The sequence below is a fragment of the Streptosporangium sp. LJ11 genome (assembly GCF_051918945.1).
In the GTDB taxonomy this organism is placed as follows: domain Bacteria; phylum Actinomycetota; class Actinomycetes; order Streptosporangiales; family Streptosporangiaceae; genus Streptosporangium.
Window position 1 is genome coordinate 196,477 of the sequence record NZ_JBPXMB010000008.1, and the last position, 12,257, is coordinate 208,733.

12 protein-coding genes are annotated in these 12,257 nt (G+C 69.4%); 8 read left to right on the forward strand and 4 right to left on the reverse strand.

What is annotated here, in order from left to right:
* The 4 genes from dnaJ to ACTOQ3_RS14390 all read right to left on the reverse strand — a co-directional run bounded on the left by dnaJ (position 1) and on the right by ACTOQ3_RS14390 (position 4,507).
* A complete protein-coding gene (gene dnaJ / locus ACTOQ3_RS14375; RefSeq protein ID WP_440083870.1) occupies positions 1-1,203 on the reverse strand; it encodes a molecular chaperone DnaJ in 1,203 nt (400 codons plus the stop codon).
* 34 nt (positions 1,204-1,237) lie between these two features.
* Positions 1,238-1,852 carry a nucleotide exchange factor GrpE gene (grpE, locus tag ACTOQ3_RS14380; protein WP_440083871.1) on the reverse strand — a complete coding sequence of 205 codons (615 nt, stop codon included), beginning with the start codon at positions 1,850-1,852 and terminating at the stop codon, positions 1,238-1,240.
* 28 nt (positions 1,853-1,880) lie between these two features.
* A complete protein-coding gene (gene dnaK, locus ACTOQ3_RS14385; RefSeq protein WP_440083872.1) occupies positions 1,881-3,755 on the reverse strand; it encodes a molecular chaperone DnaK in 1,875 nt (624 codons plus the stop codon).
* Between the two features lie 263 nt (positions 3,756-4,018).
* The gene (locus tag ACTOQ3_RS14390) at positions 4,019-4,507 is read right to left on the reverse strand and encodes a hypothetical protein (protein WP_440083873.1); all 489 of its coding nucleotides are present in this window, start codon (positions 4,505-4,507) and stop codon (positions 4,019-4,021) included.
* 196 nt (positions 4,508-4,703) lie between these two features.
* Between ACTOQ3_RS14390 and proC the strand changes: the two genes are divergently transcribed.
* The 8 genes from proC to ACTOQ3_RS14430 all read left to right on the forward strand — a co-directional run bounded on the left by proC (position 4,704) and on the right by ACTOQ3_RS14430 (position 12,220).
* Complete coding sequence (gene proC / locus ACTOQ3_RS14395) at positions 4,704-5,498, forward strand: pyrroline-5-carboxylate reductase (RefSeq protein ID WP_440083874.1); 795 nt, start codon at positions 4,704-4,706, stop codon at positions 5,496-5,498.
* Between the two features lie 176 nt (positions 5,499-5,674).
* On the forward strand, positions 5,675-6,916 hold the full coding sequence (locus ACTOQ3_RS14400) for an MFS transporter (RefSeq protein ID WP_440083875.1): 1,242 nt from the start codon (positions 5,675-5,677) through the stop codon (positions 6,914-6,916).
* 260 nt (positions 6,917-7,176) lie between these two features.
* Positions 7,177-8,340, forward strand: coding sequence for an acetoin utilization protein AcuC (locus tag ACTOQ3_RS14405; RefSeq protein WP_440083876.1), 1,164 nt, complete (start codon positions 7,177-7,179; stop codon positions 8,338-8,340).
* Positions 8,341-8,388: 48 nt separating this feature from the next.
* Positions 8,389-9,168: a phosphatase gene (locus ACTOQ3_RS14410; RefSeq protein WP_362834643.1), complete on the forward strand. Its 780-nt coding sequence runs from the start codon at positions 8,389-8,391 to the stop codon at positions 9,166-9,168.
* A 322-nt stretch (positions 9,169-9,490) separates the two neighbouring features.
* Positions 9,491-9,694 (forward strand): helix-turn-helix domain-containing protein, encoded by a 204-nt coding sequence (locus ACTOQ3_RS14415; protein ID WP_012887307.1) that lies wholly within the window; start codon positions 9,491-9,493, stop codon positions 9,692-9,694.
* Positions 9,695-9,999: 305 nt separating this feature from the next.
* Positions 10,000-10,098 (forward strand): 30S ribosomal protein bS22, encoded by a 99-nt coding sequence (locus tag ACTOQ3_RS14420; protein WP_018654693.1) that lies wholly within the window; start codon positions 10,000-10,002, stop codon positions 10,096-10,098.
* 20 nt (positions 10,099-10,118) lie between these two features.
* Positions 10,119-11,144: an NAD-dependent epimerase/dehydratase family protein gene (locus ACTOQ3_RS14425; protein WP_440083877.1), complete on the forward strand. Its 1,026-nt coding sequence runs from the start codon at positions 10,119-10,121 to the stop codon at positions 11,142-11,144.
* A complete protein-coding gene (locus ACTOQ3_RS14430) occupies positions 11,141-12,220 on the forward strand; it encodes a lysophospholipid acyltransferase family protein (RefSeq protein ID WP_440083878.1) in 1,080 nt (359 codons plus the stop codon). The genes ACTOQ3_RS14425 and ACTOQ3_RS14430 overlap by 4 nt, the downstream gene beginning before the upstream one ends.
* The last annotated feature ends 37 nt before the right edge of the window (positions 12,221-12,257 follow it).

Here is a 12,257-nt window from a genome sequence, read left to right on the forward strand (position 1 = left end):
CTACTCGCTTCTGGCCTGTTCGATCAGGTCCGCCCGCGGGTCACCACCCGAGGTGGCGTCGCGGAACTCCTCGAGGGCGCCCCTTGCCTTGTCCTCCAGTTGCTGTGGCACCAGGACCTCGATCGTGGCGAGCAGGTCGCCCTTGGTGCCGTCCTTGCGGGCCACGCCCCTGCCGCGCACCCGGAAGGTGCGGCCGTTCGGGGTGCCCTCGGGGATGCGCAGCGTGACCGGCAGCCCCTTCAGGATCGGCACCTTGATCTCGGCGCCCAGCGCGGCCTCGGTGAAGGTCACCGGGACGGTGACCGTCAGGTTCTCGCCCGTCCTGCCGAACACGGGGTGCGGCTTGACGTGGATCTGGACGTAGAGGTCACCGGCGGGACCGCCGTTCTCGCCGGGCGCGCCCTTGGCCTTGATCTTGATGCGCTGGTTGTCGCCGACCCCCGCGGGGATGCGGGCCTGGATCGTACGGGTGCTCTTGCCCCGCCCGCTCCCGTCGCACACCGGGCACGGGTCGTCGACCAGCAGGCCGCGGCCCTTGCAGTCGCGGCACGGCTCGGAGAAGGCGAAGTTGCCGAGGTTGCGGCTGGCCGCCCCGGTGCCCTCGCAGGTCGGGCAGACCCGCGGGGTGGTCCCGGCCTTGGCGCCGGTGCCTCCGCATCCGGTGCACGCGGAGGAACTGGTCAGGCGGAGCGACACCGTGGTGCCCTCCACCGCCTCGGAGAAGGAGAGCGTGACCTCGGACTCGATGTCCTGGCCGCGCCGCGCCCTGCTCGCCGTCCCCCCGGGGCGGCTCGCGCCGCCCCGGTTGAAGAGCCCGCCGAAGATGTCGCCGATGCGCTCTCCGGCGCCGCCCTGCTGCTGTTGCTGGCCGGTCCCCCCGAACAGGTCTCCCAGGTCGAACGGGAAACCGCCCCCGCGCGGAGCGCCCCCCGCCCCCGGGAAGCCGCCGACGCCCGATCCGAACAGCGTCCGCGCCTCGTCGTACTCCCTGCGGCGCTTGGTGTCGGAAAGGATGTCGTACGCCTCCGAGACCTCCTTGAACTTGGCGGTGCTCTCGGAGGTCGTCGAGCTTCCGGGGTTGGCGTCCGGGTGATACTGCCTGGCCAGCTTCCGGTACGCCTTCTTGATCTCATCGGCCGTAGCGGTCTTGGGCACACCAAGGACGGCGTAGTAGTCCTTCTCCAGGTAGTCCTTGGTGCTCATCTACGTTCCTTCTCAGAGATCAGATGTGGGGGTGTCAGTTGTCGTCCGCGGCTGGATCTTCTGGCTCCGCGACCGCGACGCGCGCGGGGCGGAGCACTCGCTCGCCGATCCGGTAACCGGGCTGCAGGATCTCCACGCAGGTCGGCTCGGTGACGTCGGGGGAGTAGCTGTGCATCAGGGCCTCGTGCACCATCGGGTCGAACGGCTCGCCCTTGGTGCCGAAGGTGCTCAGCCCCAGCTTCCCGGTGGCCGCCTCCAGCGATTCGCTCACCTTGGCGAAGCCGCCGGTCAGCTCCCCGTGGTCACGGGCCCGGCCGATGTCGTCGAGGACCGGCAGCAGCTCGGCCAGCACGCCGGCCACCGCCTGCTCCTTGACCGCCACGCGGTCCCGCTCGATCCGCTTGCGATAGTTGGAATACTCGGCCTGAAGGCGCTGCAGGTCCGCGGTGCGCTCGGCGAGCTGGGTGGCCAGCTCGATCGAGGCCAGGTCGGACGCCAGGGAGGACGGCTGGTCGGCCGCCTGCTCCCTGTCGTTCTGGCCCGTGGTCTCGGCCGGGCTCGCCTCGCGTACCTGCCCCGTCTCCGGGTCTATCTTCCGGTTGTCGCGGATCACCGGCTCCTCCTCGGAACCGTTCTCGCGCGTGCTCACGCTGGTGCTCCCCTCGGCTTTCCGACCGTCACTTGGCGCCGTTGTCGCGCTTCGGCTCGTCGTCCACGATCTCGGCCTCGACCACGTCGTCGTCGGCCTTCTGCCCGCCGTCGGCGGCGTCCGCGTCGGGAGCGCCGGCCGGGGTCTCCGACCCCTGCGCCTGGGCGTAGATGGCGGAACCCATCTTCTGGCTGACCGTGGCGAGCTTCTCCGCGGAGGCGCGGATCACGGACGAGTCGGTGCCCTCCAGAGCCTTCTTGAGCTCGGAGACGGCCTCGTTGACCTCGTTCTTGATGTCGTCCGGGACCTTCTCGGCGTTCTCGCCGAGGAACTTCTCGGTCTGGTAGACGAGCGAGTCGGCGTTGTTGCGCGTCTCGGCCTCTTCGCGGCGCTTCTTGTCCTCCTCGGCGTAGGACTCGGCCTCGCGCATCATGCGCTCGATGTCGTCCTTCGGCAGCGCGGAGCCGCCGGTGATCGTCATCGTCTGCTCCTTGCCGGTGCCGAGGTCCTTGGCGGAGACGTTGACGATGCCGTTGGCGTCGATGTCGAAGGTGACCTCGATCTGCGGGATGCCGCGCGGCGCCGGGGCGATGCCGGTCAGCTCGAAGGTGGCCAGCTTCTTGTTGTACGCGGCGATCTCGCGCTCGCCCTGGTAGACCTGGATCTGCACCGACGGCTGGTTGTCCTCGGCCGTGGTGAAGACCTCGGAGCGCTTGGTCGGGATCGTGGTGTTGCGCTCGATGATCTTGGTGAAGATCCCGCCCTTGGTCTCGATGCCCAGGCTCAGCGGGGTCACGTCGAGCAGCAGGACGTCCTTGACCTCGCCCTTGAGCACGCCGGCCTGCAGGGCGGCGCCGATGGCCACGACCTCGTCCGGGTTGACGCCCTTGTTGGGCTCCTGGCCGCCGGTCAGCTCCTTGACGAGCTCGGCCACGGCGGGCATGCGGGTCGAGCCGCCGACGAGCACCACGTGGGCGATGTCGGAGACCTTGATCCCGGCGTCCTTGACGACCTGGTTGAACGGGCCCTTGCACCGCTCGAGGAGGTCGGCGGTGATCCGCTGGAACTCGGCGCGGGTGAGCTTCTCCTCCAGGTGGAGGGGACCCTCGGCCGAGGCGGTGATGTAGGGGAGGTTGATGGAGGTCTCCGACTGGCTGGAGAGCTCGATCTTGGCCTTCTCCGCGGCCTCGCGCAGGCGCTGCAGCGCCATCTTGTCCTTGGTCAGGTCGACGCCGTGCGCGTTCTTGAACCGGTTGGCCAGCTCGTCCACGACGCGCTGGTCCCAGTCGTCGCCACCGAGGTGGTTGTCGCCGCTGGTGGCCTTGACCTCGACGAAGCCGTGGCCGTCCTCCTGGCCGACGTCGAGCAGGGACACGTCGAAGGTGCCGCCGCCGAGGTCGAAGACGAGGATGGTCTCGTCCTTCTCCTTGTCGAGGCCGTACGCCAGCGCGGCGGCGGTGGGCTCGTTGATGATGCGCAGCACGTTCAGGCCGGCGATGGTGCCGGCTTCCTGGGTGGCCTGGCGCTGGGCGTCGTTGAAGTAGGCGGGAACGGTGATCACCGCGTCGGTGATCTTCTCGCCCAGGTAGGCTTCGGCGTCCTGCTTCAGCTTCTGCAGCACGAAGGCGCTGATCTGCTGCGGGTTGGACTTCTTGCCGTCGATCTCGACGGACCAGTTGGTGCCCATCTCGCGCTTGACCGAGCGAATCGTCCGGTCGACGTTGGTGACGGCCTGCCGCTTGGCGACCTCTCCGACGAGAACCTCGCCGTTCTTCGCGAACGCGACCACGGACGGCGTGGTCCGCGAACCCTGAGCGTTGGCGATGACGGTGGGCTCACCGCCCTCAAGAATCGAGACGACGGAGTTGGTCGTCCCCAGGTCGATACCTACCGCACGTGCCATGAGTACGTCCTTGTAGTCAAAGTTGAGTCGATGAGACTCATAGTGGAACCTCGTGTGACGTTTGTCAAACGACTTGAGTCTATTGGGCTCAACCTTCGGCCGCGCGGAGGCATTCCCGTTTTCCGGGGAAACAGGGTGGTGTTCGTCACCCCATCTGACGAGGGAACACGCGTGATCGTTCCCGGGCGGTGACCGGGCGGTCCCGGTCACCGCTCACGAGGGGGCGTGCTCCGGCACGGTCCCTCCCGCGCCGGATCGCCGCGTCAGCGGGCGCCGTCCACCACCTTGCGGGCGCCGAGGGGCTTCTTGAGCTTGACGGTCGTCACCTTCTGGATGGCGATCTCGATGCAGGCGACGTTCTGGACCTTGCTGCTCGGGCCCTCCCAGAGGGTGACGGTCACCCGCTTGGAGGTCTCGCGCACGGTGACCCGGTCGAGCACGTTGCACGGCTCCACCCCGGACCACCAGGTGATCCGCAGGCTCCGGCCGTCCTTCGACGGCTTGGCCTTCAGCCACCTGACCTTGCGGGGGTTGTCGGTGTGGCCCTCGGGCCTCGTCGGTTTGGGGGCACCGCTCGTGGGCTCCTCCCGGGGGGCCACGCCGTGGCTCGCCGGCGCGGAGGGGCCGCCGGGAATGGAGGTGGCCTGACTCACCGGGCGCGTGGGGGAGACGGCGGTGACCGTGGCGCTGGGGTCGGTGCCGCAGCCCGGCGCCAGCAGGAGGCTTCCGGCCAGGATAGAGGTCGCGATCATACGCATACCCCTAAGACGGATCGGGGTCCGGAGAGGTTCAGAACACTCCGACATCGCGCTGCCGGACCTCCCTTCCCTTCTCGGCGGTGGACGTCCACGGTCGTGCGTCGCCGGCGACCGTCACAAGGGATGATTCCCACGATGGCGGGGCCGATAGGCTGCGGGAAGGTCCGATCCACGATTTCGAGGTGCTCACATGATCGCGATTCTTGGCACCGGCAAGATGGGCGAGGCCCTGCTGTCCGGGCTGCTCAGGGCCGGATTCAAGCCGGGCGACGTGATCGCGACGGCGCGGCGCGCCGAGCGGCGCCAGGCCCTCGCGGAGCGGTACGGCGTGCGGGTGGCCTCCAACGCCGAGGCGGCCAAGGACGCCGACACGATCATCCTCGCGGTCAAGCCGCAGGACATGGGGTTCCTGCTCGCAGAGATCGCGGGGCACATCCCGGCCGACCGCCTGGTCGTCTCGGCGGCGGCGGGCATCACGACCTCGTTCGTCGAGTCGCGGCTCGGCGCCGACATCCCCGTGGTCCGGGTCATGTCCAACACGCCGGTGCTGGTCGACGAGGCGATGAGCGTGATCTCCGCGGGCGCGCACGCCTCCGAGGAGCATCTCAGGCGGGCCGAGGACCTGTTCAGCCCGGTCGGCAAGGTGCTGCGCATCCCCGAGTCGCAGCAGGACGCGGCCACGGCCCTGTCGGGCAGCGGTCCCGCCTACTTCTTCTATTTGGTCGAGGCGATGGTCGACGCCGGCATCCTGCTCGGCATGCCCCGCGCCGCCGCCCTCGACATGGTCACCCAGTCGATCGTCGGGGCGGCGATCATGCTCCGTGACTCGGGGGAGCACCCGGTGATCCTCCGCGAGGCGGTCACCTCGCCGGGCGGCACCACCATCGCGGCCATCGCCGAGTTGGAGCGGCACAGCGTCCGCGCCGCCTTCCTGGCCGCCATCGAGGCCGCCAGGGACCGGGGCCGCCAGCTCGCCGAGGGCTGAGCCGCAGGCTGAGCGAGGGCCGAGCCGGAAGCTGGGCGAGGGTCGAGCCGGAAGCTGGGCGAGGGTCGAGCCGGAAGCTGAGCCAGGAACTGAGCCGGAGGCCGAGCCACCCCTCTATTAGGAAACTTTCCTACATACGGCATCATTTTCCCGGAACTTCGGGGAATGAGGCGATCGTGAAGCAGGCGATATCGGCTGACGGGCGGAGGCGGGAACAGGACGAACCCGCTGTCTGGACGCGGAGCTTCCTGCTCTTCTTCACCGCCAGGTCCGTCTCCATGCTCGGGGCCGCGATGGTCCCGTTCGCGACGGCGGTGGGCGTGGGCGGGCTCGGCTACGGCTCCACCGGGGTGGGGCTGGCGCTGGCCGCGTGGATGGCGCCCTTCGCGGTGCTCATCCTGTTCGGCGGGGTCTTCGCCGACAGGTTCACGCCGCGCCGCATGATGATCGGCGCCGACACGGTCAGGGTGGTGAGCCAGGGGGCCGCCGCGGCGCTGTTCGTCCTCGGCAGGCCGGACCTCTGGCAGATCCTCGTCATCTCCGCGATCAACGGCGTCGCCGCCGCGATGTACCAGCCCGGCGTCTCCAGCACGGTCCCGCGCGTGGCGCGGGACGTGCAGAAGGCCAACGCCACCCTGCGCGTCTCCGAGTCGATCATGCTGCTGGCCGGTCCCGGCGTCGCCGGCGCCATCGTCGGCCTCTCCGGGGTCGGCGTCGTCTTCGCGATCGACGCCGCGGGGTTCACCGTCAGCGCGGTGTGCCTGCTCCTCCTGCGCCTGCCGGTGGTCGCGGGGCCGGTCGCCGAGCGCTCGATGTGGCGCAACCTGCGCGAGGGGTGGCAGGAGTTCCGGTCCAGGACCTGGATGTGGTCGGTGATCCTGGTCTGGGCGGTCTTCGGGGTCACCCTGTTCGGCCCGATGATCCCGCTGGGCTCGGTGCTGATCAGCGAGCGGCTCGGCGAGACCGCCTACGGCCTGGTCATGTCCGCCTCCGGCGCGGGCACCATCGTCGGCGGCCTGGTCGCCATGCGGGTCCGCCCGGGACGGCCGCTGATGGCCGGCGCGATCGGCCTGTTCGGCTTCGCCCTGGAGCCGCTCTCCATCGCCGTGGCGTCGCCGGCCGCGGTCCTCATGGCCGCGCACGTGATCGGCGGCGCCGGGTGGGCGTTCTGGTCGGTCATGTGGGCCACGAGCATCCAGACCCAGGTCCCGGCGGAGGCGCTCAACCGGGTCACCGCGTACGAGGTCGCCGGCTCGACCCTGTTCGTCCCGGTCGGCCAGGTGCTCGCCGGTCCGGTGGCCGGGGTGGTGGGGGCGCCGCAGTTGCTGGCCGGGTCCTCGATCGTGGCGGTCGCCGGGTGCGCCGCCCTCCTGCTGGTCCCCGCCGTCAGGGGACTGCGCCGGGTCTCCTCCGTCTGAATCGTCTGATCCGTCTGGTCTCCCTGCGGGGTAGGACCGTCGCCGGGATGTCCGGCCTCCAGCGGGTGTCCGGATCTCCTGCGCAGCCCATCAAACATGCTCGTTGATAGCAATAAATCTGGATATTTCACTCAAATGAAAACGGGTGCGTTCTCCGAGACGGCCGCGTAAACGCCGTTCCGTACACGTGCGGTAACGTCGAGCCGGGAGCAGGAAGATCGGCCGTGACGCGCGGCGTCGCGACCAGACAGGGAGTGCGCATGAGCCGGTCCGTGCGGGTTGTCTGGGACGATGCGCTCACCTCGTACGACTTCGGCCCCGGGCACCCGCTCGCGCCCGTGCGGGTCGAGCTGACCATGGCGCTGGCCAGGGAGCTCGGCGTGCTGGACCAGGTGGAGATGAGCGGCTGCGCGCCCGCCACCGACGACGAGCTGGCGCTCGTCCACGAGCGCGACTACATCGAGGCCGTCAAACGGGTCTCCGCCACCGGGCGGCCCGACCTCGCCTACGGGCTCGGCACCACGGACAACCCCGCCTTCCCCGGGGTGCACGAGGCGTCCGCGCTGATCACCGGCGCCAGCCTGGCCGCCGCCCGCGCGGTGTGGAGCGGCGAGGCCGAGCACGCGGTCAACGTCGCCGGAGGTCTGCACCACGCGATGGCCGCCGGGGCGAGCGGGTTCTGCGTCTACAACGACCCGGGCGCGGCGATCGCGTGGCTGCTGGCCCAGGGGGCGTCCAGGGTCGCCTACGTGGACGTGGACGTGCACCACGGCGACGGCGTACAGGCGCTCTTCTACAACGACCCCAGGGTTCTCACCGTCAGCCTGCACGAGAGCCCCCGCACCCTCTTCCCCGGCACGGGGTTCCCCGAGGAGCGCGGCACGGAGGGCACCGCGGTCAATGTGGCCCTGCCCGCCGGATGTGGCGACAGCGGCTGGCTCAGGGCCTTCCACGCGGTGGTCCCGCCGCTGCTGCGGGAGTTCGCCCCCGACGTCCTGGTCACCCAGCACGGCTGCGACAGTCACGCCCTCGATCCGCTGGCCAACCTCATGCTCAGCCTGGACGGCCAGCGGGCCGCGTACGCGGCGCTGCACGAGCTGGCCCACGAGACCGCGGGCGGGCGGTGGGTCGTGACCGGCGGCGGGGGCTACGAGCTGGTGCAGGTGGTGCCCCGGGCGTGGACCCACCTGATCGCGGAGGTGGCGGGCCACCCGCTCGATCCCGCGACCGCCACTCCGGAGGCATGGCGTACGTTCGTCAAGGAACGGACCAACCAGACGGCGCCGCTCACGCTGACCGATGGCCGAGACCCGGAATTTCGCGATTTCTCCGCTGGTTATGACCCAGCAGACCCGATCGACCGGGCCATCATGGCGACAAGGAATGCCGTCTTCCCCTTCCACGGGCTCGATCCCCTCCCGTGACACACGGTCCGCACACATGGTCGGTCGGCAAACTGGACTGAGGAACCGATGACGCGCGCTGAGCTTCGTGAGCACCTGGTCCGTACCCGGATCGCCGGTGACGTGGCGACCAGCCGGGAGAACAATCTGGACCACTACCGGTCGCTGTCCAACCGTGACCCGCACTACATGTTCGGGTTGACGATGGAGGGCGCCTGGTCCTACCGGGACGTGCTGGAGCTGATGGCCAAGTCCGCCGGGGTCGTGGCCGACCCCCGTCATCGGGAGGGGCAGGACACCATCGACCCCGACCGCACGATCGAGGCGGTCGAGAAGATGGGTGACACGATCGCCGGGGTGCTCCGGGGGGAGAACCCTCGGATCCTGATCGCCACCGGGCACCCCACCGGCCTGCTCACCATCCACATGGCCCTGGGCCGGATGCTCAGGGCGCGCGGCGTGACCCTGATGGCCCCGGCCGAGGGCTGGTCGTACTGGGGCAGCGGGTTCGGCCGCAGGCGCAAGATCCGCTATCTGGACGACGTCGCGATGCTCGACGACAAGGGCGCCTTCGTGCACACCCACGACCCCGCCCCGATGCGCGCCATGATCGCCGAACTGGGCGCGGACCGTCCCGATCTGGTGATCGCCGACCACGGCTGGGCCGGGGCGGCGGGCGAGGCGGGCATCCTCACGGTCGGATTCGCCGACAGCAACGACCCCGCCCTCTTCGTCGGAGAGGCCGAGGGCAAGATCGCGGTCACCGTTCCGCTCGATGACAACGTGCTACCGAGGTATTACGAACCGCTGACGAACCACCTGGTCGAAAGGGTCGTACGGGCCCTCTGAGACGGGGGATGCGCAAATTAGGTCATCCCTATACAGGCATTTCGCGCCTGCATTCCACGCACCTCGCCGACCGTTTGCCAACTTTTTGGTGATTGTGGGCGACTCTAATGGGAGACAGTTGGTCCGTTCCAAGATCAATGCGAGGGGCACGGTCCGGCTGCTGGCCAGCGATTTCAGCTGTTTCGCTGACGCGAGACTCCGAGGGCTGAGAAAATAGGGGGTTTGCGTGACAGGGGTCCCGACTTACGCTGACAGCAGTACACGTGCGTGAGCAATGGCACCAGTGGGGATAACCCGGATACACGTGCGGAAGAGGCGTCCGATGGGTGCAGGCGAAAGACCTCTCAGCGAGGTGAAGTTCCTGACGGTGGCAGAAGTGGCCACTGTCATGAGGGTGTCCAAGATGACTGTGTACCGACTCGTGCATTCGGGCGAGCTGCCGGCCATCCGGGTCGGTCGATCCTTCCGGGTGCCGGAGCAGGCGGTTCACGATTATCTGAGGGATGCCTACATCGAGGCAGGTTGAGGCAGGGTGGGCTCGACGCGTCGAGCCGAGCGACCGGGGGGAACGATCCGGTCGTGAGGTGAGCCAGACGCGCCGGGCGCTCACGGTCCTGCTCCTTCCGGTCTGGCCGGGGTGTGATTTCCGGTATGACCGTTGGAGAGCCGGTCCCTGTCTCGTCGGGGTAGCGACGTGGTCGCCACGTCGTGAGTTCATGCGCCCGGGGTCCCCCTAGGGGCGATCTACCGTGGATCGCCGGTAGTCTGTTGTGCCGGTGTGCTCTCGCGCACCGGTTCGACAATCTCGGCTACCAGCTACCTGGGGGTCCCGTGGGCTCTGTGATCAAGAAGCGCCGTAAGCGCATGGCGAAGAAGAAGCACCGCAAGCTTCTCAAGAAGACCCGCATCCAGCGGCGTAACAAGAAGTAGCGCGGATCTGCGAGGCGCCGATGACCCACACCGTGCTTGTCACCGGGGTCTCGCGCCACATCGGCGCCCGAGTGGCGAGCGTTCTCGCGGATGACCCGGACATCGACCGGGTCATCGGAGTGGATACGGTGCCGCCGCCCTCGCTCTCACGTGATGGCGGCGTACCTCTCGGCCGGACGGAGTTCGTCCGCGTCGACCTGCGCAGCCCCGACATCGCCCAGGTGATCGCGGCCGCCGACATCGACACCGTCGTTCACATGAGTCTGGTGAGCGCTCCTCCCAGGAGCGGCGGCCGCGCGCTCATGAAGGAGCACAACGTCATCGGCACCATGCAGTTGCTCGGTGCCTGTCAGCGGTCCGCGACGGTCCGCCGCGTCGTCGTGCGCTCGACCACCGCCGTCTACGGTTCCTCCCCGCACGACCCCGCGGTCTTCACCGAGGACGCCGAGCCGGGAGAGCCGCCGAGCCGTGGCTATGCCAAGGACGCCTCCGAGGTGGAGGGCTACGTCCGGGGCTTCGCCAGGCGGCGCCGCGACGTGGCCGTGTCGACGCTCAGGTTCGCCAACTTCATGGGACCCGGCGTCGACTCGCCGCTGACGCGTTACTTCACCCAGCCCGTCCTGCCGACCGTGCTCGGGTTCGACCCGCGGCTGCAGTTCGTCCACGAGGACGACGCGGTCGAGGTGCTGCGGCGGATGGCGATGGAGGACCACCCCGGCACGTTCAACGTGGCCGGAGACGGCGTGCTGCTCCTGTCGCAGTGCGCGCGCAGGGCGGGCCTGCTCCCGATGCCCGTCCCCTCTCCCGTCTTCCGCTTCATGGGCGACCTCGCCTGGAGCGCGGGACTGGTCGGGTTCTCCCCCGAGCAACTCCGCCTGATGTGTCACGGACGCGTGGTCGACACCACCGCGCTGTCCACGGCGCTCGACTGGAGACCGAAGTTCTCCACGGCGGCCGCCTTCGAGGATTTCCTGCGTGCGCGTGACCTGGCCGGAGGCCTGCCCGCCGCCCTGATGGACATGGTGTCCCGGCCGGTGACGGGATGAGCGACGCGGTGGCCGGGAGCGAGGACGCCGAGGTGATTCCCATCACCAGGGCCCGCGCCTCCCGCGAGCACCTCCCCGGCCCGTCCGCCGGACCCTCCTCCGAAGCGCCCGGCGACCCCTTCCCGGAAGCCCCGTCCGATGAGCCCTTCTCGGAAGCGTCCGGCGAGCCCGTCCCCGAAGCCGGGTGGCCTCTCTCCGGGCCGCCGGCCGGCGAGGAAGACGACGATCACCGGCTGGCCGAGCTGCTCGCCTTCCTGCGCCGCCGGGTGGCCGGCGACTACGAGGTCGACGAGTTCGGGTTCGACGCGGAGCTCACCGACAGGGTGCTGCTGGAGCTGATCCGCCCGCTGTACCGCCACTGGTTCCGCACCGAGACCGTGGGCATGCACAACGTGCCCGGCGACTCCGGAGCCCTGATCGTGGCCAACCACTCCGGCACCCTCCCGCTCGACGGGCTCATGCTGCAGGTGGCCCTGTACGACGACCATCCCGGACGTCGCGCGCTCCGCCTTCTGGGGGCCGACCTGGTCTACCGGCTCCCGGTGCTCGGCCACCTGTCCCGCAAGACCGGCCACACCCTCGCCTGCCGCGAGGACGCCGACCGGCTGCTCCGCAAGGGCGAGGTCGTCGGCGTCTTTCCCGAGGGTTTCAAGGGAGTCGGCAAGCCGTTCTCCGATCGCTACCGGCTGCAGCGCTTCGGCCGGGGCGGCTTCGTCGCCTCCGCCATCCGCGCGGGCGTGCCGATCGTTCCCTGCGCCATCGTGGGCGCGGAGGAGATCTACCCCAAGATCGGTGACCTGCGGATCCTGGCCAGGGTGCTCGGCCTTCCCTACCTGCCGGTCACGCCGCTGTTCCCCTGGCTCGGGCCCCTCGGCCTGGTCCCGCTCCCGTCCAAATGGATGATCGGCTTCGGCGAGCCGATCCGCACCGACGAGCTCGACCCCGCCGACGCCGACGACCCCATGCTGGTCTTCAACCTCACCGACCAGGTCAGGGAGGTCGTCCAGCAGCAGCTCGACGAGCTTCGGCTCAGGCGCGGCCACGCCTTCCCGCCCTTTCTCCGACGCCTTTTCTGAGACACCTCTCCCTGAGCTTCGAGGCCCTACCGAGAGA